The 21,903-nt window shown below is 52.2% G+C and carries 15 protein-coding genes; 7 read left to right on the top strand and 8 right to left on the bottom strand.

Annotated features, from left to right (window positions below; all coding sequences use genetic code 11):
- The first annotated feature begins 80 nt into the window (after nt 1-80).
- Complete coding sequence (locus tag KHQ09_RS13790) at nt 81-5,597, top strand: alpha-2-macroglobulin family protein (RefSeq protein WP_213598814.1); 5,517 nt, start codon at nt 81-83, stop codon at nt 5,595-5,597.
- Nucleotides 5,598-5,660: 63 nt separating this feature from the next.
- Here the strand turns inward: KHQ09_RS13790 and KHQ09_RS13785 are convergent, their stop codons facing one another.
- The 3 genes from KHQ09_RS13785 to KHQ09_RS13775 all read right to left on the bottom strand — a co-directional run bounded on the left by KHQ09_RS13785 (nt 5,661) and on the right by KHQ09_RS13775 (nt 8,626).
- Nucleotides 5,661-7,064 carry a coniferyl aldehyde dehydrogenase gene (locus KHQ09_RS13785; RefSeq protein ID WP_213598812.1) on the bottom strand — a complete coding sequence of 468 codons (1,404 nt, stop codon included), beginning with the start codon at nt 7,062-7,064 and terminating at the stop codon, nt 5,661-5,663.
- On the bottom strand, nt 7,057-7,773 hold the full coding sequence (locus KHQ09_RS13780; RefSeq protein WP_022712541.1) for a lysoplasmalogenase: 717 nt from the start codon (nt 7,771-7,773) through the stop codon (nt 7,057-7,059). The genes KHQ09_RS13785 and KHQ09_RS13780 overlap by 8 nt, the downstream gene beginning before the upstream one ends.
- Nucleotides 7,774-7,960: 187 nt before the next feature.
- The gene (locus tag KHQ09_RS13775; protein ID WP_022712542.1) at nt 7,961-8,626 is read right to left on the bottom strand and encodes a TetR/AcrR family transcriptional regulator; all 666 of its coding nucleotides are present in this window, start codon (nt 8,624-8,626) and stop codon (nt 7,961-7,963) included.
- Between the two features lie 492 nt (nt 8,627-9,118).
- Between KHQ09_RS13775 and KHQ09_RS13770 the strand changes: the two genes are divergently transcribed.
- Nucleotides 9,119-10,264 carry an HlyD family secretion protein gene (locus KHQ09_RS13770; protein ID WP_084664913.1) on the top strand — a complete coding sequence of 382 codons (1,146 nt, stop codon included), beginning with the start codon at nt 9,119-9,121 and terminating at the stop codon, nt 10,262-10,264.
- Between the two features lie 12 nt (nt 10,265-10,276).
- Nucleotides 10,277-11,854, top strand: a complete 1,578-nt coding sequence (locus tag KHQ09_RS13765) for a DHA2 family efflux MFS transporter permease subunit (RefSeq protein ID WP_121993024.1) — start codon at nt 10,277-10,279, stop codon at nt 11,852-11,854.
- A 48-nt stretch (nt 11,855-11,902) separates the two neighbouring features.
- On the opposite strand, the gene KHQ09_RS13760 is transcribed toward KHQ09_RS13765, so the two are convergent.
- Complete coding sequence (locus tag KHQ09_RS13760) at nt 11,903-12,772, bottom strand: DMT family transporter (protein WP_028234017.1); 870 nt, start codon at nt 12,770-12,772, stop codon at nt 11,903-11,905.
- Between the two features lie 849 nt (nt 12,773-13,621).
- On the opposite strand from KHQ09_RS13760, the gene KHQ09_RS13755 reads away from it, so the two are divergent.
- From KHQ09_RS13755 to KHQ09_RS13740, 4 genes are all read left to right on the top strand, one after another.
- Nucleotides 13,622-14,587, top strand: a complete 966-nt coding sequence (locus tag KHQ09_RS13755) for an amino acid ABC transporter permease (protein ID WP_022712547.1) — start codon at nt 13,622-13,624, stop codon at nt 14,585-14,587.
- Between the two features lie 108 nt (nt 14,588-14,695).
- A complete protein-coding gene (locus KHQ09_RS13750; RefSeq protein ID WP_022712548.1) occupies nt 14,696-15,523 on the top strand; it encodes a transporter substrate-binding domain-containing protein in 828 nt (275 codons plus the stop codon).
- 103 nt (nt 15,524-15,626) lie between these two features.
- A complete protein-coding gene (locus KHQ09_RS13745) occupies nt 15,627-16,943 on the top strand; it encodes an NAD(P)/FAD-dependent oxidoreductase (protein WP_022712549.1) in 1,317 nt (438 codons plus the stop codon).
- A gap of 17 nt (nt 16,944-16,960) precedes the next feature.
- Nucleotides 16,961-17,404 (top strand): Lrp/AsnC family transcriptional regulator, encoded by a 444-nt coding sequence (locus KHQ09_RS13740; protein WP_022712550.1) that lies wholly within the window; start codon nt 16,961-16,963, stop codon nt 17,402-17,404.
- 36 nt (nt 17,405-17,440) lie between these two features.
- Here the strand turns inward: KHQ09_RS13740 and KHQ09_RS13735 are convergent, their stop codons facing one another.
- The 4 genes from KHQ09_RS13735 to KHQ09_RS13720 form a co-directional block, all read right to left on the bottom strand.
- Complete coding sequence (locus KHQ09_RS13735) at nt 17,441-17,776, bottom strand: FmdB family zinc ribbon protein (protein WP_022712551.1); 336 nt, start codon at nt 17,774-17,776, stop codon at nt 17,441-17,443.
- An 8-nt stretch (nt 17,777-17,784) separates the two neighbouring features.
- Nucleotides 17,785-19,020 carry a formamidase gene (gene fmdA / locus KHQ09_RS13730; RefSeq protein ID WP_022712552.1) on the bottom strand — a complete coding sequence of 412 codons (1,236 nt, stop codon included), beginning with the start codon at nt 19,018-19,020 and terminating at the stop codon, nt 17,785-17,787.
- Between the two features lie 280 nt (nt 19,021-19,300).
- Nucleotides 19,301-21,046 carry a M14 family metallopeptidase gene (locus KHQ09_RS13725; RefSeq protein ID WP_213598810.1) on the bottom strand — a complete coding sequence of 582 codons (1,746 nt, stop codon included), beginning with the start codon at nt 21,044-21,046 and terminating at the stop codon, nt 19,301-19,303.
- Nucleotides 21,043-21,900: an ABC transporter permease gene (locus KHQ09_RS13720; RefSeq protein ID WP_022712554.1), complete on the bottom strand. Its 858-nt coding sequence runs from the start codon at nt 21,898-21,900 to the stop codon at nt 21,043-21,045. The genes KHQ09_RS13725 and KHQ09_RS13720 overlap by 4 nt, the downstream gene beginning before the upstream one ends.
- Nucleotides 21,901-21,903 lie beyond the last annotated feature (3 nt).

The raw sequence follows: 21,903 nt of genomic DNA, 5'->3' as shown, positions 1-21,903 counted from the left end.
CCTGACTGCGCGTCTGACTTGACAAGAGTCTCCGGACAAGTTTCATGGCTGAATCAAATTTAATTGACCGGAGAATCCCGATGTCGATGCGTACTGTCTTTGCAGGCCTGACATTGTCTGCTGCGCTTTCACTGTCTGTGCAAACTTCTATGGCCCAAACTACTACGGCACAGACTGCTCAAAACGGAACAAGGACGATTGAAACAACGCAAAACGGTGATTATCCCGGTTTTGATCTGCGCACAGTGAAGGATGTCGGCCTTGACCAGTGTGAGAATATTTGTCTGAAAGATGAGGAATGCCGTGCTTTCACCTATAATGTGAAGGCGAAATGGTGCTTCCTGAAATCCGATTATAATCAGCTCAATGCTTTTGAAGGCGCTGTAGCGGGTAAAGTGCTGGATGCTGCCGCTGCGGAAGCCGAACTACCTGCGCCTGCACCGATTACCTTTGTTCCGGCCAGTGTTCTGGATGAGGCACGCACCTATCGCAATAAGCTGAACAGCGGTGAAAAACCTGCCGGTGATGTCAGCAAATTGCTGCGCGCTGCCCAAAGAAATTACGAATCCGGCAGTGTTTCTTCATCAGTGATTGATTTTGCAAGCATTGTGCCTGCTGCAAAAGAAAACAGTGCTGTCTGGATGGGATTGAGCCGCGCGACGCTTGGTTCTGCACAAAGCAATGATGCCAATTGGCAGATCAAACGCGCTGCCACATCTTCGGCTATTATTGCCTATCAGCTCAGCCGTACGGTTTCCGACCGTGCTGAAGCTTTGAGCAATCTGGCCAAGGCGCTGGAATTGCGCGATAATTTCCGCCCTGCTATCGACAGCTATAAAGCCAGCCTTGCGCTGCAAAATTCGGCTGCGGTCAGTGCCGCTTATGAAGACCTGCGTATGCGTAAAGGTTTCCGCGTGGTCGATCATACGGTGGACAGCGACAGCGCCAATCCGCGTGTTTGTATCCAGCTTTCAGAAACGCTGATGAAAAGCGGCATTGATTACGCTTCTTTCGTGACTGTTGATGATGCAAGCCCGAAAGGTCTGGAAGCTAAAGAAAAGCAAATCTGTATTGAAGGTTTGCAGCACGGTAAAAATTACCGCATCGGTATCCGCTCCGGTCTGCCTGCTGCGATTGGTGAAATGATTGAAACACCGGTTGCGCTTAATATCTATGTGCGTGACCGTGCACCGACAGTACGGTTCAACGGCGATGCTTTTGTGCTGCCAAGCACCATGCGCCGCGGTATTCCTGTTGTCAGCATCAATGTCAAAACTATTGATCTGGAAGTCTATCGTGTGGGGGAGCGTGCTCTTACCCAGTCGATGGATGGTATCAGTTTCTTCGGTCAGCTTGACGGCTATGCCACATCGCAGATTGTCAGCTCGCTGGGTGAAAAAGTTTACACCGGCAAACTGGATGTTGAGAGCGAGCTGAACAAAGAAATCGTCTCATCCTTCCCCGTGGATGAAGCACTGCCGAAGCGTAAGCCCGGCATCTATATTATGACAGCCAAGGCTGAGGGTGACCGTTCGGAATATTGGTCATCGCAGGCGACACAGTGGTTTCTGGTGTCTGATACCGGTCTTGCAACTTTTGCCGGTGAAGATGGTCTGAATGTTTTCGCCCGTTCCCTTGCAACAGCCAAGCCGCTGAGCGGCGTGGAACTGCAATTGCTGGCGGCGAATAATGAAGTTCTGGGGACTGCAACAACGGATGGTGATGGTCGCGCGACCTTCACTGCCGGTTTGATGCGCGGCACAGCAGCGATGGCACCTGCCATTCTGACAGCACGCTCCAAGGGCAATGGCGATGAGGAAGATTATGTTTTCCTCGATATGAAACGTGCCGGTTTTGACCTCTCGGATCGGGGTGTAACCGGTCGCCCTGCACCGGGTGCGCTGGATGTTTACGGCTGGACGGAGCGCGGTATTTACCGCACCGGTGAAACCGTTCATGCCGCTGCGCTGGTGCGTGACGGCTCAGCGAAGGCTGTAGAAAATCTGCCGCTGACATTCTCTTTCCTGCGTCCTGATGGTGTGGAAGACCGTGCGATTGTCAGCACCTCACAGGCTGCCGGTGGTCATGCTGTGGAATTGCCGCTGGCGAATAATGCCATGCGCGGTACATGGACATTGCGTATTTTAAGCGATCCGAAAGCCACTCCGCTGTCAGAAAAGCAGTTTCTGGTTGAGGATTTTGTGCCTGACCGCACAGAATTTGATCTGACTTCAGATGTGAAGGAAATTCAAGCCGGTGATGCGGCTGTGGTTAAAGTGGACGGTCGTTATCTTTATGGTGCGCCAGCGGCCGGTCTGACACTGGAAGGCGAAGTCAATATTCGCCCGACACGGACATGGGATCTGTTCCCGAAATATGTTTTCGGACTGGCCGATGAGGATCAGCCGGAAGATACACGTATTACGCTGGATGATCTGCCGGAACTGGATGAACAGGGCAAGGCCGAAATTCCGGTGCTGCTGAATGATCTGCCCGCGACAACGCAGCGTCTGAACGCGGATATTGTTGTGCGTATGCGTGAAGGCGGCGGCCGTGCGGTTGAGCGTAAGCTGACTTTGCCGGTTGCATCCGACAGCGCCATGATCGGTATCAAGCCGGAATTTGACGACGACAGCCTGCCTGAAAACAGCAATGCGCAGTTCTCGGTGATTGTCAGCGATGCTGATGGCAAGCGCGTAGCCGAAGAAGGGCTGGAATGGACGCTGGTTAAAGTCGAGCGCCAGTATCAGTGGTATCGCAGCGGCAGCTCATGGAACTATGAGCCGGTGAGCTATACGAAAAAAGTCGCCGACGGTACTGTTTCTGCCGATGAGCAGACTGCAGGCAGCATTCAGGTACCTGTGGAATGGGGACGTTATCGTCTTGAGATCGCGACCTCTGACCCTGACGGCCCGCAGACCAGCATTGAATTTGATGCCGGCTGGTATGTTGAAGCACGCTCGACTGAAACACCGGATGGTCTGGAAGTTGCGCTTGATAAAGATATTTATAAAGACGGCGAAACCGCAAAGCTGAAAGTCTCTCCGCGTTTTGCCGGTGAGTTGCTGGTTACTGTCGGTGCTGACAGTCTGCTGATGACCAAAACCGTTTCGGTTCCTGCTGAGGGTGCGGAAGTTGAAATTCCGGTCAGCGGCGAATGGGGTGCGGGTGCTTATATTACCGCAAGCCTTTATCGTCCGGGCGAAGCTCAGGAAACCCGTATGCCAGCGCGCGCCATCGGTATCCGCTGGCTGGCTGTTGATCCGGCAGAGCGCAAGCTTTCAGTGCGGATTGAAGCGCCGGAAAAAACCGAACCGCGTCAGGCTCTGACTATACCGGTTTCAATCGGCGGTCTGAAATCCGGCGATCAGGCTTATGTCATGATCTCGGCTGTGGATGTGGGTATTCTTAACCTGACCAATCACAAACCGGCCGATCCGGCTGGCTGGTATTTTGGTCAGCGTCAGCTCGGTCTCGAAATCCGCGATCTTTACGGTCGTCTGATTGACGGTTCACTCGGCACGATGGGGCGTCTGCGTACCGGTGGTGACGGCGCGCAAATGGCCGCTGAAGGCTCGCCGCCAACCGAAAAACTGGTGGCATTCTTTGCCGGTCCTGTTGAGGTTGGTGCCGATGGCAAAGCCAATGTCAGCTTTGATATTCCGCAGTTTAACGGTACTGCGCGGATCAGCGCCGTAGCCTGGACAAAGACGGCTGTCGGTAATGCGCAGTCGGATGTCATCATGCGTGATCCGGTGGTTATCACTGCCGCTCTGCCAAAATTCATGGCACCGGACGATCAGGCACAGTTGCGTCTTGATATTGCCAATACGGATGGCCCTGCCGGAAATTACACTGTGAGTGTGGCCAGTTCCGGTCTGGTTTCTGTACCGCAGGAACAGGCACCGGCATCGGTGACACTGGCACAGGGCGAAAAGAAATATCTGACACTGCCGCTGAAAGCTGAGCGCGCAGGAACTGAAGAGCTGACGGTACAGCTGACCCATGAAAGCGGCCTGAGCATTTCGCAGGATCTGATCCTGCCGGTGCGTGCATCGTCTTTGCCGGAAACGACCCGCAAGGAAGTAACGCTGGCTGCGGTTAACGGTTCTCTTGTTATCAATAAAGAACTGCTTGCCGGTCAGCGTATGGACGGCGCTTCAGTCAGCATCAATGTTTCTAATGCATCGGGCTTTGATATTCCGGGCTTGCTGACATCGCTTGACCGTTATCCTTATGGCTGTACTGAACAGACAACCAGCCGTGCCTTGCCATTGCTCTATATGAGCGAACTGGCCAAGCAGGCCGGTATGCCGATGCAGGACAGTGAAGAAGAACTGCACAAGCGTATTCAGGAAGCCATTTACAAGGTTCTGAATAATCAGTCCTCTTCCGGCAGTTTTGGTCTCTGGTCGCCGGATAGCGGTGATCTGTGGCTCGATGCCTATGTGACAGATTTCCTGACCCGCGCCCGCGAGCAGAAATTTGATGTGCCGCAGCAGCCGATGATTTCGGCACTGGATAATCTGCAAAATGCACTGTCTTACGATGTTTCGATCAAGGATAACGGCAATTCGATAGCTTATGCTTTCTATGTATTGTCGCGTAACCGTCGTGCATCCATTGCCGATCTGCGCTACTACGCGGATACCCGTCTGGATGAGTTTGAAACGCCGCTGGCGCGTGCTCAGCTCGGTGCAAGCCTTGCCCTTTATGGTGACGGTGCACGTTCCGAGAAGGCTTTTGCTTCGGCTTTCCGTCTTGCCAATAAAGGCAATATTTCCTGGGCGCGTTCGGATTACGGTTCGCACCTGCGTGACGGCGCAGCCATTCTGGCTCTTGCCGCAGAAAGCCGTCCGGTACCAAGCATTGTGCCGGAACTGGTGAAAGTGGTTGGCGGTCTGAGCAATGAAACGCGCTATACCAGCACGCAAGAACAGGCATGGTTGTTGCTGGCTGCCAAGGGGCTGAAGGACGAAGATGCCAATCTGACCTTGCTGCTCAATGGTGAGGCCCGTCAGGGTGCATTGTCTGAGCGTCTGACTGGCGAACAGCTTGAAGCCGCGCCTGTGACCGTGGGCAATACCGGTGACAGGCCGGTGACTGCGGTGATTACAACTGTTGCGGCACCAGTGGAAGCACCACCGGCAGGTGGTGACGGTTTCAGCATTGGCCGCAGCTATTACACGCTCGACGGTGAAGAGATCAGTGTTTCTGAAGCGAAACAGAATGAACGCTATGTGGTTGTTCTGAAAGTAGCTGAATCGAATAACTGGGCTTCCCGTGTGCTGATAACGGATTTGCTGCCTGCCGGATTTGAAATTGATAATCCGCGCGTTGTGAACAGTGCGGATCTGAGCAATTTTGGCTGGCTCGGTGACACGACCGTTGCTCATAGCGAATTCCGCAGTGATCGTTTTGTTGCAGCATTCAACAGCAGCGGCGGCAATGCCCGTGAATATACGGTCGCCTATATTGTGCGGGCGGTAACGCCGGGCACCTATGCGCATCCGGCACCATTTGTGGAGGATATGTATCGTCCGCAATATTTTGCCCGTGGTGCAGCCGCTATGATGCAGGTGCAGCCTGCCAATTAAGCAGTTGTGAAAGAGCAATGAAAAAGCCCCGCCTGAAACAATCAGGCGGGGCTTTTTTGTCTTTTATCGTGTCAGAAAACGGATGATGAAATCGGCAAATTTGCCATAGGGCGGATGCAGATAATCAGTCGCCGCGGGATTATATTTTCGCAGTACCGGCATGGCTTTGGAGAAAGTTTTGAAACCTTCCTCACCGTGATAATGCCCCATGCCGCTCATGCCCACGCCGCCGAATGGCAGGTCTGCACAGGCAAACTGATAGAGCGTATCATTAATACACACACTGCCTGCCACAATATGTGTAAGCGCAGCCTCAATGGTCTCATTACTGTTGCTGAAACAATAGAATGCCAGTGGCCGGTCGCGGCTGGTGATAAAACCAATGGCCTCATCATATGTGCGGTAGGTTTTTATCGGCAGTAACGGGCCGAAAATTTCCTCCTGCATGATGGCACAGTTATCATCCGGATTGATAATCAGCATCGGCGGCAGAATATGATATTCTCCGGCTCTTTGTATATCGCTCAGGGTCAGGAGTGGAATGGTCTTATGGCCACGGATACTGGCATCATCCAGCAAATGGGTGAGGCGTTTATACTGGCTTTCATTGATAATGGCGGTGTAATCCGGTTGCCGGTCGAGCCCCGTATAGCGACGGGCGGTTTGGCTTTTGCATTCTGCGATAAAAGCTTCCAGCATATTCTCCGGCAGCAGTACATAATCCGGCGCAATACAGGTTTGTCCGGCATTGAAGAGTTTGCCCGTCAGGATGCGGCTAACACTTTTAACAAGATCGGCATCGGGGGCGATCAATGCAGGCGATTTACCGCCAAGTTCCAGAGTGACCGGTGTGAGATTTCGGGCAGCTGCGGCCATGACTTTTTTACCGACCGCGCCGGAACCGGTGAAAAACAAGTGGTCAAAGGGCAGAGCAGAAAATGCTGCGGCAATATCCGCACCACCCTGAGCGATACATACACGATCGGACGGCAAAATTTCCTGCAACAGGCGGCTGAGATAGGCATTGGTATGCGGGGTATGTTCTGAAGGTTTCAGATAGATATGATTGCCCGCCGCAAGTGCAGAGACCAGTGGTGTCAGGGAAAGGTTCACCGGATAGTTCCATGGTGACATGATGCCGACTACGCCCAGCGGCACATGTCGTATTTCTGCTCTCGCAGGCCAGAACTGCCATCCGGCTTTGCGCCTTTGCGGCTTCATCCATTTTCTGAGATGGCGCAGACAGAAGTCGATTTCCTTGAGCACAATCACGGCTTCGGCCATCATGCTCTCATGGGTGGAGCGATGCCCGAAATCGCGCGATATTGCTTCGGCCATCTGCGGCAGGCTGGCTTTGAAAGCTGTGCGCAACCGCAACAAATCTTCACGGCGCTGCCGCTCATCAGGGCGGTTTTTCAGCCATGCTTTACGCAAAATCGCAAAATTCATGCTCAGTTGCTCAGTCATTTGTGTCCCTTAAAACAGAACGGGCAAAGCACCATTGCGCTGCGTAATAGGTGCCGAGTACCCAGACCGGATTCAGCGGAATATCAAAACGAAAACGCCCGTAAGCCAGAATACTATCACTGATAACAAAGAAGATGCCGCCAAAAGCCGCAATCTTGGCCGCCTGTTTTGTGCTGCGGTCGGCGATTGTCATGTTGATAGCGCGGTTGAGTGCCAGTGCAGCCATCAGCGCCAGTGCCACTGCATAAATAGCGACCGGAATATGCATACCGTCGGGCAGGCTGCTCCACAGATCGGAAATAATCAGCAATGCAATGGCTGCAAAGCCGATAAAGACAGCGGGTTTGAACGCAGCATGATCGGATAGTAATGCATAAATATAGGCGCAATGGGTGAGCAGAAAGCAGATCAGCCCCGCCATAAAATAATCTTGCGGCAGCATGAGGAAGAAATCACCGCCAATGGCAAAGGCCAGCCCGAGCGCAATAGCATTGCGATAATGGCGGGATGCAGGATGCTTAATCTGCAAAGTCAGAAACAGCAGGAAAGCCGTAGCCGTCGGCTTGGTCAGATAATGCAGCCAGCGCCATTCAGGGCTGAGTGAGCTGCCAAGCAATGCGCCCGCAATTGCTGCTGTAGCGAGTACAACATAGATCACTGTTGCAGCATGATGATTATTGATTGTCTTTGATGTGTCCCCGACGGCCATGCATTGTCTCCCCCTTTAGAGCGCCGTGCGCCCTTTTGGCGCACAAAGGTCGCTCTAACACTTTATATTTTACAGCACAGTTAGTTGACCTGAACGTAAACTGCTAGCTTGGCAGAGTAGCGCAAATCTGCATTGCTGCAATCACAATTACAGTTATGGCATTGTGATGTTTAGAGGAGGGACGGTGTTATCGGGCTTCGGGCGCGTCCGGTTGTGTGCCATAGGCCGCGAAGAACATATTCACTGCGGATTCCACATTATAGCGGATTTGCTCTGCTGTCGGTGCCTCTTCCATATAGGCGAACAGCCGCTGGCGATATATGCCTGCGAGAAACAGTTCTGCCAGCTGATAGGCGGCATGCTGCACATCCGACACACGGATAATGTCTTGCTCGGCCAGCTTTTCAATATAGGCCTTCAGCACCATCAACCCGCGACGCGGGCCGCGTTCATAGAAACGCACACCCATTTCCGGTTTTCGCTCTGTAACACCGAGAATAGTGCGCTGGGCGCTGATAACCATATCCGAGGTGACAAGTGTAACAAGCGCCACACCATAGGCAATCAGGCTCTCTTTGCTGGACAGAGTATCGCCGTTAATTGCACCAATCTGTGAAAATAAAACGCTGCGATGTTGCTCGCAAAGCGTTTCAAACAATTCGTCCTTACTCTCGAAATAAACATAGATCGTGCTTTTGGACACACCGGCTTCGCGGGTGATGTCATTCATACTCGCAGCATCAAACCCCATGCGCAAAAATACATTTTGTGCACCGTCCAGAATTTTCTGACGCTTTGCCGGATCTTGTCCGGCGCCGTGACGGCCATTCTGTCCCTGTTTGGTGTCTGTCATATCAGTGTGTTTCCGCTTATGTGCCGACGATAAAAATTATCAATTCGAACCGATCAGTGCGATTTCAATTGATATGCCGTCTCTCTTGCTTTATGTCAACATCGAACCGATCGGTTTGAAGAGGTGTCCGGCTTATGTCAGGAAGACAGACGCAGGCATATTTTTCAGTCCGGTTTCGGTTCTTTTTGAAATTCTTCTTACCGGAATAATAAGCATTCCAGCAAAAGTGGGTACCGGTTTTGCGTCAGGAAATGCGTAAAAACAAATAGATAGAGCATTTCCTCTGGCTCGGTCAAAAATGGAAATGCTCTAAATTCAATAAAGTTTATTGGCAGTACGGCCTGTTTTACTCAGAAAGTTGCCCCCGCTATGTCCGCTCTCAAGCCCGTTGCGAAACCAGTTCAGTCGAATCATTCCTCGTCCGATCAGGACAACACCCAGAGTGTTGCTCCGGTTGATTTCAAGCGAGCGGCGCAGAATGATGACAACAGAATGCCGGATGATCCGCTGCGCGCCGAGCATTCCCAGCCTTTCAGCGAACAGACGACAGCATCGGAAACGCCAAAGCCTGCATCGGGCAAGCCGTCACGCAAGCGTAAAATCCTGGGTGTTTTGCTGATTGCAGCTTTGGCCGGAGGTGCATGGTACGGCTACGACTGGTGGACGACAGGACGCTTTATGGTCTCGACCGATGATGCCTATATTCACGGGGATATCATGGCGATGTCGCCGAAAGTGACCGGCTATATTGATGATGTGCTGGTGAGTGCTAATAGCCATGTTAAAGCCGGTGATGCTATTTTCCAGCTCGATCAGGGTGATTACCAGATTGCGTTGAACGAGAAAATCGCGGCATTGGCCAGCCAGCAGAAAACGTTGGCACGGATTGAGGCGCAGACCGTTGCGGCAGAAGCCAGCCTCACACAGGCACGCGCCTCTCAGCAATCTTCCGCTGCCGGCCTGACCAATGCACAGGCAACCATGGAGCGGATCACCAAGCTGCATGATACGCGTTTTGTCTCGCAGTCGGAGCTTGATCGTGCAACCACGGCTCTCGCACAGGCACAGGCGGCGGATGCCAATGCACAGGCGCAGATTGCAGCGGCTCAGGCCAATATAGGTGTTTTGAAAGCACAATATCAGGAGGCTGAGAGCCAGACCCGCAGTCTTGAACTGGCGCGGGACAAGGCTCAGCGCGACTTGTCATTTACAACATTGCGCGCGCCTTTTGATGGTGTTGTTGGCAATCTGACCGGTAAAAAAGGTGATCTGGTCAGTGCAGGGCAGCGTATTGCCGCGCTGGTGCCGGTCAATGCGCTTTATATTGACGCGAATTTTAAAGAAACCCAGCTGAAAAATCTGCATGGCGGCGAGACGGTGCATTTCACCGTTGATGCACTGGGCGGAGAGACATTTGAAGGCAAAGTCGCATCGCTGTCACCGGCTTCCGGCTCTGTGTTCTCCCTGCTGCCGCCGGAAAATGCCACAGGCAATTTCACCAAGGTTGTGCAGCGTGTTCCGGTGCGTATTGCCATCCCCGAAGCGGCTCTGGCGACCGGTAAGTTACGCGCAGGTCTGAGTGTTGTTGTGGATGTGGATACCCGCACAGCACTGCAAAACACTCCGGCTGCACAATAAAAGTATTCAGCCATGGCTGTATCAACCACCATGCAGGCAGTGCCTGCCGCTGAAGAAAAGATTGATCCGAGAAAAGCTCTGGCCTTTCTGGCCATGGTCTTCGGTATGTTTATGGCCATTCTGGATATCCAGATTGTGTCGGCCTCGCTGGCTGAAATTCAGGCGGGACTGGGTGCCAGTTCCGATGAGATTTCATGGGTGCAGACCTCCTATCTGATTGCCGAAGTGGTGATGATCCCGCTTTCCGGCTTCCTTGGCCGTCTGCTGTCTACCCGAGTGCTGTTTACTGTTTCGGCGGCGGGTTTTACCGCTGCCAGCGTGCTCTGTGCGACCGCGACCAATATTGAGCAGATGATCGTTTACCGCGCTATTCAGGGTTTTATCGGCGGCGGTATGATCCCGAGTGTGTTCGCGGCGGCTTTTACAATTTTCCCGCCGTCCAAGCGTTCCATCGTCTCTCCGATTGTCGGGCTGGTGGCAACACTGGCGCCGACTGTGGGGCCGACAATCGGCGGTTATCTTTCGCACGCCTTTTCATGGCACTGGCTGTTTCTGGTCAATGTCGGCCCCGGCATTCTGGTGGCGATTGCCGCGTGGAATCTGATCGATTTTGATAAGGGCGATAAATCCCTGCTGGCCAAATTCGATTGGTGGGGTCTGGCCGGTATGGCGGCTTTTCTCGGCTCGCTGGAATATGTGCTGGAAGAAGGGCCGCGTAATGACTGGTTTCAGGACAGCCATATTGTGATTATGACTGTTGTGCTCGTGGCCGGTGCGCTGATGTTCTTTTACAGGGCATTCACGGCGGAAGAGCCTATTGTTGATCTCTCGGCCTTCAGGAATATGAATTTTGCTCTTGGTTCGAGTTTCTCTTTCATCATGGGGGTAGGACTTTACGGGCTGACCTATCTTTATCCGCTCTATCTCGGCAGCATCCGCGGTTATGATGCGCTGATGATCGGTGAGGCTCTGTTTGTCAGTGGTCTGGCGATGTTTATGACAGCGCCACTGGCAGGTTTTCTCTCAACGCGAATGGATCCGCGTCTGATGATGATGATCGGCTTTATCGGCTTTGCCGCCGGTACCTATCTGATGACGGGATTGACAGCGGACTGGGATTTTTACGAGCTTTTGCTACCGCAAATTCTGCGAGGCTGTTCAATGATGCTGTGTATGGTGCCGATCAACAATCTGGCGCTTGGTACATTGCATCCATCCCATATTAAAAACGCCTCCGGCCTGTTTAATCTGATGCGTAATCTGGGTGGTGCGATTGGTCTGGCGGTGATTAATACGATGCTGATGCGGCGCGGTGATCTGCATTATGCGCAATTGTCGGAGCATCTGAACTGGGGCAATCGCGAAGCACAGGAAATGCTGGCCAATCTGACTGCTAAATTTAATGCGGCGGGTATGGATGGTGCCAATATTGCATTGATGAAACTCTCCGGCATGGTGCGCCAGCAGGCAACGCTGATGTCTTTCATCGACGTGTTTATGATCCTGACCGTGCTGTTTGTCTCGCTGGCATTCTTTGCCACGATGATGAAAAAGCCCGGCGATGTGCCGAAAGACGCGGCAGGTCATTAAAGCGTATCAGTTCAAATAAAAACGGCGGGATTTCCCGCCGTTTTTTGATTATTCTGCTGCTTGTATTTTCGGGGATGACCGCCCGCTGTCCTGACGCATCAGATAGAGCGACGCGCCGACAATCAGCAGGGCACCCGGCCAGAAATTGATGCTTGGGGTGGCCGCAAAAACGATCCAGCCGAGAATAACATTCAGCGGCAGTTTCAGATCGTCAAAAGGCTGCAGATAGACAGCATCAGCCACGGAATAGGCGGCGATCTGGAAATATTGCGCCATGGCTGTCAGAACACCGATCGTTAGCAGGATTGACCAGATTTCCATGGATGGCGATGCGATCTCCGGAAAACCGACACCTGATGCAGCCCAGAGTGCCGCGTTAATCGGTGTGAGCAGGATCAGCATATACATGGAGATACTGGCTGTCGTTTCAAAACGGGTCAGATATTTGGTCATCACCGAATAGCCTGCCCAAAGCGCCGCCGCGAGAATTGGCAGCAGGGAATAGACTGTATAAGTGTCAGACCACGGAGCAATGATAATCAATGCGCCGATGAAACCTGCGAGAGTTGTGAGCAGGCGTGTCTGTGTTACAGCCTCGCGCAGGAACAACCTTGCACAGAGAATAACAAAGAACGGCGAGGTCATGGACAGAGCAATCACCTGCCAGATCGGCACATGGGTGAGGGCGAAAATCCATACCTGCACACCGGCGGCAGCCAGCGCCACGCGAATAATATGCAGCCCGAGATGATTGGTACGTAGTGCCCGCGCGCCTTCGCGGATCAGCAGCGGTAAGGTCAGTACAAGAGCGATGACATATTGCCAGAAGGCAATAATAACAGAAGGGATGCCGGTGCGTGTGCCCGCCCATTGGGTGGCGACATTGACGCCCGCATAAGCTGCTCCGGCTGCCAGCATGAGCGCTGCACCACGGACGGTTGGTTTTAATGTTTGAACAGAGGCAATTGGGCTCAACGTTTTTCTTCCTGTCTCGTAAGCCGTTACCCCAGGGATTGGGAAATGCTACGGGAAGAAAATTACACAATGGCGGAAAAAAACGCCGCGCATGATGCCATTTCAGCCCCGCTCTCTCTCATCCGGACTATGACCGTCGGCTTCGGAATTGCACCGAATCTGCTGACCTTAACCGACATATTTTGTCTCTGACGGCTTGCAAATGTCGTTTTTCTACGCTTTCCGGTGCTCATGTACTCAAAGTACACTCCGCTCCGGTTCTCGAAAAACACCATTTTCAGCACGCCATAACCAAAATCTGAGCCTGCAAGATGATGATATAGATCATGCCGACATCATTCGATTAAGCGCTCGCGGGCTTCAGACTTCCGCCTGTTACCGCCGGTGGGGAATTACACCCCGCCCTGAGAACGATTAAAATTATTATGAACAAAGCGCCGGACAGTTCCGGTTCTTGCTGCATGAGCCGAATTTATGGTGCGGGCAGGGATAAATCAAGTCGCATAACCGGCAACGCTGTGTCCTGAAAACACTGTTTAATATCTTGCGATATGTCCGGCGAGAAATAATGTGAAAATGACGGTCATTGATCCGTGTTTCAGTCTTTTATGACCTGCGAAATCACTTTTAAAAGACTTCATCATGCGCTTATGCAGTTAAATCTGCTGCTTTGAATCGCATTATGACTGTTATTTCAGTGATTTTGACTGCCTTTTGTGTCATTTCCGGCAAATGTTCGGGTGGAAGCCTGCGCTTTTTTGGCGGAGACATAGAGGCAGGGAGCAGAGCAGCATGTATTACGATAAAGTACAAAAAAATAAAATCACGCAAAAACCGTGGTTTTTGGGCGCATTCGCCCTTGTTACCTTCATTTTTATGGTCTGGAAGAACTGGCATCTGACAGGCGCAGCCGATGCTGCCGCTACGGGTTTGGCCGGATTATTGCAGACATCGGGCGGCATAATTGCGGTTGCAGCCGTCACTTCGCTGGTTCTGACGCTGATTATCAATCTTGTCGGTAAGTTGCCGATGCAGATACAGACGATCGTTGTCTGGCTGGCATTGCTCTCTGCTGCTCTGTATTTCTTCTACAGTTTTGATTTGTCTTACACTTTCATCTTGTCGAAGCTGCCATTCCTGATTACGCAGGGCGTATTCACGACCGTTTATATCTCGGCAATTTCCATTGCGATTGCTTTTGTACTGGCGATTGTCGGTGCGGTTGCCAAACTTTCACAGAACGGTTTTGCCGTTGCTATCGCCTCATTTTACACGTCATTTTTCCGCGGCGTGCCGCTGCTGATCCAGATCTATCTGATTTATCTGGGTATTCCGCAGCTTGGCTATGTCATTGATGCGGTCCCCGCCGGTGTGCTTGCTCTGTCGCTCTGCTACGGCGCTTATATGACCGAGATTTTTCGCGGCGGGATCATGTCCATTCCGCGTGGTCAGTGGGAAGCTGCCCGTGCCCTTGGTCTGCGTCCGTTCACCACTATGCGCAAAGTGATCATGCCGCAGGCGATGAAACTGATCATCCCGCCGACAGGAAACCAGTTCATTGCGATGCTGAAAGACTCATCACTAGTCTCGGTGATTGGTGTCTGGGAGCTGATGTTCCTTGCCCGTACGCAGGGTCGTGAAGAATTCCGCCATCTGGAAATGCTGATTACTGCTGCACTGCTGTACTGGATTTTGTCGATCATTCTCGAACGCTGTCAGGCCGTGCTGGAAAACCGCATGAAGCGTCAGGAACGCTGATGAATACGGACGGTCAGCCGTTCTGACCACAACTATCTATTGTTGTTCGCATAGCGTTTATTCCGGTGAGGTCATTTGATTAGCGCTATACTCTGGGGAGGAAACCACATGAAGAATGCAATTTTATCCGCTGCCGTTGCAGCACTGGCACTGACTGTCAGTCTGCCTGCTTTTGCCGGTGAAACGCTGGATCGCGTGACCAGTAAAAAAGAACTGGTTGTGGCAACTGCCGCGAACTGGCCACCGCAGTCTTTCATGAAAGACGACAAGCTGGTGGGTTTTGACATTGATGTTGCAACCGAAGTTGCCAAACGTCTGGGTGCGACTGCCCGTTTTGTGACACCGGAATGGGGCATTATTACTGCCGGTCACTGGAATGGCCGCTGGGATATTTCTGTAGGTTCCATGACCCCGACATCAGGCCGCGCCCGCGTGCTCGATTTCCCGATTGTTTATTATTACACGCCCTATGTTTTCACCGTGCATAAGGATTCCAAGGCTGAAAAGCGTGCAGATCTGAACGGCAAGACCATTGGTGTTGAAGGTGGCACAACCACCGAAGATTATATCAATGGCAGCCTGAAGATTGATGCCGTTGGTGTACCTGAATTCAAATATGACGTGAAGCCTGGTGATATTAAAACCTATGGCGACAGCGTAGGTCCGCTGGATGATCTGCGTCTTGGTGACGGCACCCGTCTTGATGCGACAGTCTCCGCTATGCCAACCGTGGAAAATGCGGTGAAGCGCGGTTATCCGATCCGCGCGCTGGCTGATGAGCCGGCATTCTACGAGCCGCTGGCTGTTGCCGTTGACAAGGGGGATCCTGAGTTCTCAGCTAAGGTTAAAGAGATCTTTGAACAGCTGAAAACAGACGGCACAATGTCTGATTTGTCCGTAAAGTGGTACGGCGTGGATTATACCAAGCTTAAATAATCAGTCTGTTTATGCATGCCGGTTTCTGGACTTCCCCCGTAGTCAGAAACCGGTATTGTCTTTTACAAACTGAAACGCATTTTCTGTAAGAAGCAGTATCATTATGAGTTCATATCCGGCTACCTATTACAGCGCCACCCGCGTTGCTTCATCTTCTGCCTATGAAAGCTTGCAGCAAAATTTGCAGGCCGATGTTTGTATTGTCGGCGGCGGACTTGCCGGTTTGACAACCGCATGGGAATTGCTGAAACGCAATAAATCCGTGATCGTGATTGAAGCGAATAAAGTGAGCTGGGGTGCGTCGGGGCGCAATGGCGGCTTCTGTCTGAACGGCTGGGCTGAAGGCTTGGGCGCGATTGAAAAACGCAGCGGCTTTGAGGATGCAAAAAAGCTGTTTGCCATGTCGGTTGAAGGCGTGGAAATTGTCCGTGAGAATATTGAGCAGAATAATCTGCCCGATTGCAATATTGTCAAAGGCAAGCTCAGCGTTGTGCGCTATGAGGCTGCGGACCAGATGCAGCGCTATCGTGATCGTATGGCGCAGCATTTCAATTATGAATATGAATATCTCGACACTGCTGCCGTTCGTCAGAAGCTGAATACGCCGATCTATAAACAGGCATTGCGTGACAGTACCGGCTTCCATTTTCATCCGCTGAATTATGCATTGGGTCTGGCTGATCTGATCCGCGCCAAAGGCGGCCGGATTTTTGAAGACAGTGCGATGCAGTCTTTCACGCGTACCCCACAGGCCGGTGCCACAGGACGTTATACGGTGAAAACCGCACACGGTTCTGTGCAATGCGATGATGTGGTTTTGTGTTGTGGTGGTTATGGCGGTTCCCAGTTCGGCAAGCTGCGCCGTTCATTCCTGCCGATCGCCACTTATGTTGTACTGACTGAAAAACTGGGCAGCCGCTTGCAGGATTTCATCCGCACCACTGATGCGGTCGGTGATGACCGTCGCTCATCCGATTATTATCGTGTGGTGGAAGGTGACCGCATTCTCTGGGGCGGGCGCATTACCACCAAGAATGAGCAGGACGAGACACGTCTCGCTGCAATTCTGCGCAAGGATATGTGCGATGTGTTTGCCGGACTGAAAGATGTGAAAATCGAAAAGGCATGGTCGGGTCTGATGGGCTATTCGCGTCATAAAATGCCTCACATTGCCAAAGTTGAAGACGGTGTGTGGGCATGCAGTTCTTTCGGCGGTCACGGTATGAACACGACCGCTATCGGCGGACGTGTTGTGGCTGAAGCTGTGAGTGGCGAAAGCGACCGTATCCGTCTGTTCAAACCTTATGGTCTGACTTGGAATGGCGGTATTTTCGGCCCGCTGGCCGCAGAAAGCGTCTACTATTATCTGCGCCTGATGGATTACTTTCAGGAAGGTCGCTATAAGGGCGCCCATCGTTAAGACACGGAATGACGACTATGCAAATGACCGATAAGGATAAGCAGTTACTGGCATTGATGCAGAAAAACGCCCGTGAATCTGTGGCGTCTCTGGCGCGCCAGCTTGGCGTATCCCGCACGGCTTTGCAGGAGCGTATCCAGCGGCTGGAAACCAACGGGATTATTGACGGTTATTCGGTGCGCCTCGGTTCGAATGTGAACCGCTCACCGATCCAGTGCTTTACCTTTGCGGCACTGAACAACAAGAATTTTCCTGATGTTATCAAACAGCTGAAAACACTGACAGCGGTACAGGCTGTACATTCGATTTCCGGTGACTGGGATCTGATTATTCACATCTGCACGGATACGCTGGAAAAGCTCAATGCCGAGATCAACAAGATCAATGAAATGATGGGTATTGTCCGCACAACATCGAATATTGTGATGGAAACCAAATTCAATCGCGGTGTTAATTTGTAAAAAAGGCGGGAAGACCCGCCTTTTTTATTTGCAGATTTAATGACTGATCATCCACGGACGGGCGGAAGGAAAACTCTTCGCGCCGTTTGCCGAGACTTTTGCCTTGGATTTTTTGGATTTTGATCCGCAGCAGCCGCAATTCGGCCCGTGTCCTAATGATTTTGAGCTGATCGGTTCATGAGAACTGCGTTCATTCACCGCCATTGCAGTGCGCTTATTTGCATTCATTGATGCAAGATTGGGCGCTGTCAGCATGACGCGTTTGGCAGACGTCTCACAGTCCGGACAGGCGCAGGGCTGATCATATTCCGACATCGGACGCAGAGCTGTGAATGGCCCGCATTCTTCGCAGGCATATTCATAAACCGGCATGTTTCACCTCAAAGATCATAGGCAATCGGCATATCAACGGAGCCGTCGAGGAACTTCTTCGGTCCTGCTGCCGACGGGCTGATATCGAAATCGAAGATTTCGGTTGGCAGCCACAGAGTTGCGCAGGAGTTCGGAATATCCACCACGCCGGAGAAATGTCCCTGCACCGGAGCAGAACCGAGGATCGAGTAGGCTTGCGCACCGGAATAGCCAAATTTCTTCATATATTCGATGGCATTGAGACAGGCCTGACGATAGGCGACATTGGCATCGAGATAATGCTGATGACCCTGTTCATCGACAGAAATACCCTGAAAGATCAGATAGTCTTTATAATTCGGCACCATCGGCGATGGTTTGAAGACCGGATTGCGAATGCCGTATTTTGCCATACCGTCTTTAATCAGATCGACTTTGATATGCAGCCAGCCGCCGGCCATTTCGATGGCACCGCAGAAGGTGATTTCGCCGTCGCCCTGACTGAAGTGGAGGTCACCCATGGAGAGACCAGCACCGTCAACATAGACAGGGAAATAGATTTTTGAACCGCGCGACAGGTCTTTAATATCGCAATTGCCGCCATGTTCGCGTGGCGGAACAGTACGTGCGCCTTCCGCTGCGATCTTGTCGAAGGTTTCACCCTTCTTGATCGAACCTAGATGGGCAGTGCGGGCATGGGGTGGATTGGCCAGTGGCGGAACGCGGTTTGGTTCCTGAGCGATCAGGCCAAGCTCGCGGGTGTTCCACATTTCCAGCATTTTACGGTCAGGCAGCGTACCGATCAGACCGGGATGGATCATACCGGCAAAACTGACACCCGGAACGTGGCGGGAGCGGGTGAACATGCCCTCATAATGCCAGATGGATTTCTGGGCGCTCGGGAAATGGTCGGTCAGGAAACCACCGCCATTGGTCTTGGAGAAAAAGCCGTTAAAGCCCCATTCATGACCCTTGAGTGTTCCGGCATCGAGAATGTCAACGACGAGAAGATCGCCGGGTTTGGCACCTTTGATACCGATAGGGCCAGAGAGAAAATGCACCGTCGTCAGATCAACATCGCGGATATCTTCTGCGGAATCATTGTTCTTGATAGCGCCGCCTGTCCAGTCGACAGTCTCGATAAGAAAGTCATCACCGGGATCAACCCAGACATTGATCGGAATATCCGGATGCCAGCGGTTATGCAGGTTCTCATTGTCATAAGCGGACTGTGAAAGATCAACGGAAATTAGAGTCTCAGGCATGGTCTCTCCTCTTTACACACACCATTTCCGGACTGTTTTGAGCCGGAACTGCGATTGTCTTGTGCATCTGATAAGGAAAGCAAAAGGCCGGATAATTATTTATATGTCTCTGGTTTTATTCAGATAGTGGTTTGATGGCCGATGCTGAAATATCAGAAGCAAGGAAAGCCTATTTTGTCAGCAGGGTGAAGTAAAGCGGGGTGCCATGAGGCATTTTTACCTGTTGGTATAATAAATTAAAAAAATTCCGCCGCTTTTGTTGAGGCGGCGGGATTTTTATTCATGCAATGTACCATTTGGCGGATAATTTTTGCAGTGCCTCATAGGCTGAGAGCACTGTTTCCATTTGCGCCGTATGGCCGCGAATGAAATCTTCGCCGTAAATGGTTTCGTCCGGATATTCAGTGATCAGCGTCAGCGGCACGGTATGACGGTCATCGACACCGATCAGGCAAGGGAAGCCGTTGATGATGCGGAAGCCGGTTTCGCCTGCGTGTTTTTCAAACAAGGCGATTTGCGCATTATTGTAATCCACCAGACCATCAATGGCCGAGAGATGACGGGTGACATGATCAACCAGCTCTTCGGACTGCTGTGCCCAGTCGGAGTGATGGCGGACGATGAGGAAAAAGCCTTTCGGCAATGTCCACATACCAAAACCGCGCGGAATGTAGCCGGAGAGCGGGCGTGTCCATTCATGAGACGGATAGCCGTGCAGATTCACGTGAAGCTTGGCACCGGTCAGCGCTTCAGCCTGTGTGCGGATGGCCTTTTCCCAGAGTTTCTCGCCGCTCCGATATTCCAGATCATCACCCATAGCGGTGTAACGCGCCGCATGGTGCATATGTTTCGGATTATCAGCACAGAGACGGCGGTGCAGCTCATAGCCGTCAGGATTTTCTTGCGGAGAAATGGTGAAATGCGCGCCCTTACGGGATTTCAGCTCATGGGCTGCACGCAAGGCGCCGACCACACCGGTGGTTTCATTGGCATGCTGACCGCCGCTGATAATCATCGGCTCATCCGTGCCTTTGATATAGCGGCCAAGAACGCTGCGGCCGGAACGGGATTTGGCCTCAAAAGCCTCACCACCAATAAGCTCCAGTTCTTGTGCGATCTGTGCTGCAAATAGCGGTGCCTGTGCGGTGGCAAGAGTCTGACTCTCACCGGTGCTGTCCTGCGTGGATAAAGCGCGGGCAGTGATGCGGATAGAAGGCGCTGCATCTGCGTAAGTGATTTCCGGCACAATCTGTCCCGGCTGCAAGCCACGGTCACCGAGCGGGCGGCCGGATTTTTTCTGAAACACTTCCAACAATGCAAAGTAGAAGTCTTCATGCAGCGCTTCTGTCAGGCTGATTGCTTCTTCCGCGTGAGTTAGCTTCTGATCTGTGATTGGTAGCGAGACAGCAATATTCAACTCTTCAAAATAAGGCTCTGTATCGCCCCATGTATGATTAGCTATTGCTGCAATACCAGTATGGAACAGCTGTTCTAAATCTGTCTCAAAGCGCTCGGATGTGGTTGTGCCTTGATGCGTGACTTTCAGCCAGCCGGTTGGCGACAACAAGGTTTCACCAACTGCATCCTCATGGGTGCGGTTTGGTGCGAAAACCTCGTATTGCGTTACAGTGCCGTGCTTGTCTGTCAGCGTAACCTGATAGGTGAAATCCTGTTTGCCCGATGGCTTGAAATCCACCTCTGCATCGCTGGTCAGCTTGGTGAGCGGATAGGTTTCCAGCAAAAAGCGGTTTGGTGCACAGGCATCATGGGCAGGATAGGCAATGCTGATCTGCTTGAGATTGCTGCAATCCACATTTTCAAGAAAGAAATGCACCAGCGGCTTATAGGCACTATGCAGCTTGGCTTTAACGCCAAGTGCCTGCAATTTTGCTTCCGCAGTCTTGCGGCTTTGCAGATCATCGAACAGCCACGCCTCAACAGTTACGCCTTTCATGGACGCATCGGAGAAGCGGGCAACAAGTGCATCGAGGCTGCGCTCAAAGCTCTTTTCAAAGATCATGCTCATCGCGATGTTCTCCCTGTCGGATCAAGGCTGTCACGCAGCCAGTCGCCCAGAAGATTAAGACCAAGCACTGTCAGCAAAATTGCTAACCCCGGGAAAACACTGACCCACCATGCGGTTTGCAAGTAAGTACGGCCATCGGCCAGCATACCGCCCCAGCTCGGAATCGTCGGATCAACACCAAGCCCCAAGAACGTCAGGCTGGATTCCAGCAGAATATTATTGGCAACATTCAGTGTCATCAGCACGATCACCGGACCAAGCAGGTTCGGCAGCAGATGCTGGAAAATAATGCGCCAGTCTTTGACACCGATTGCACGGGCAGAGAGGATGAACTCACGCTCACGCAGCGCCAGCACTGAACCGCGTACCAGACGGGCATATTGTACCCATTGGGAAACGATCAGCAGAATGATGGTGTTCATCAGACCGCCGCCGACAATGGCGATAAAGGTAATGGCCAGCAGGATGAATGGCAATGCGAGCTGCACATCGGCAAAGCGCATCACCACCATATCCCAGAAACCGCGATAGTAACCGGCAATCAGACCCATGATAACGCCGACAACCACGGCACCGGCAACAGAGACAAAGCCGACCAGCAGCGAGATTTTACCACCGGTAACAACGCGTGCCAGCACATCGCGGCCGAGCGGATCGGTGCCGAATATATGGGACATATTGGTGAATGGCGGCGTAAGACGCGCCATCAGGTCGATCTTATCAGCGCCACCCGGAAACAGCAGGCCGGAGAACAGCACGGCAAGACAGATAATGGCTGTGAGGCCGACGCCGAGAATGAATTCGAGGCTGAACAGGCGGGAGAACAGCAGGGAAGAGGAAGTTTTCGCGGCCATTTT

The sequence above is a fragment of the Pseudochrobactrum algeriensis genome (genome assembly GCF_018436245.1).
Taxonomy (GTDB): Bacteria; Pseudomonadota; Alphaproteobacteria; order Rhizobiales; family Rhizobiaceae; genus Pseudochrobactrum; species Pseudochrobactrum saccharolyticum.
Note: the sequence above shows the minus strand (reverse complement) of the source record. Positions and strands in the feature narration are given on the sequence as shown.

Bases quoted from the DNA above. Each gene is read 5' to 3' on its own strand.
- KHQ09_RS13755 (WP_022712547.1), top strand. From the start codon at position 13,622: ATGTATTACGATAAAGTACAAAAAAATAAAATCACGCAAAAACCGTGG.
- KHQ09_RS13775 (WP_022712542.1), bottom strand. From the start codon at position 8,626: ATGACAGACACCAAACAGGGACAGAATGGCCGTCACGGCGCCGGACAA.
- KHQ09_RS13740 (WP_022712550.1), top strand. From the start codon at position 16,961: ATGCAAATGACCGATAAGGATAAGCAGTTACTGGCATTGATGCAGAAA.
- KHQ09_RS13725 (WP_213598810.1), bottom strand. From the start codon at position 21,046: ATGAGCATGATCTTTGAAAAGAGCTTTGAGCGCAGCCTCGATGCACTT.
- KHQ09_RS13760 (WP_028234017.1), bottom strand. From the start codon at position 12,772: ATGCTGGCAGCCGGAGCAGCTTATGCGGGCGTCAATGTCGCCACCCAA.
- KHQ09_RS13765 (WP_121993024.1), top strand. From the start codon at position 10,277: ATGGCTGTATCAACCACCATGCAGGCAGTGCCTGCCGCTGAAGAAAAG.
- KHQ09_RS13720 (WP_022712554.1), bottom strand. From the start codon at position 21,900: ATGGCCGCGAAAACTTCCTCTTCCCTGCTGTTCTCCCGCCTGTTCAGC.
- fmdA (WP_022712552.1), bottom strand. From the start codon at position 19,020: ATGCCTGAGACTCTAATTTCCGTTGATCTTTCACAGTCCGCTTATGAC.
- KHQ09_RS13780 (WP_022712541.1), bottom strand. From the start codon at position 7,773: ATGGCCGTCGGGGACACATCAAAGACAATCAATAATCATCATGCTGCA.
- KHQ09_RS13785 (WP_213598812.1), bottom strand. From the start codon at position 7,064: ATGACTGAGCAACTGAGCATGAATTTTGCGATTTTGCGTAAAGCATGG.
- KHQ09_RS13770 (WP_084664913.1), top strand. From the start codon at position 9,119: ATGCCGGATGATCCGCTGCGCGCCGAGCATTCCCAGCCTTTCAGCGAA.
- KHQ09_RS13790 (WP_213598814.1), top strand. From the start codon at position 81: ATGTCGATGCGTACTGTCTTTGCAGGCCTGACATTGTCTGCTGCGCTT.
- KHQ09_RS13735 (WP_022712551.1), bottom strand. From the start codon at position 17,776: ATGCCGGTTTATGAATATGCCTGCGAAGAATGCGGGCCATTCACAGCT.
- KHQ09_RS13745 (WP_022712549.1), top strand. From the start codon at position 15,627: ATGAGTTCATATCCGGCTACCTATTACAGCGCCACCCGCGTTGCTTCA.
- KHQ09_RS13750 (WP_022712548.1), top strand. From the start codon at position 14,696: ATGAAGAATGCAATTTTATCCGCTGCCGTTGCAGCACTGGCACTGACT.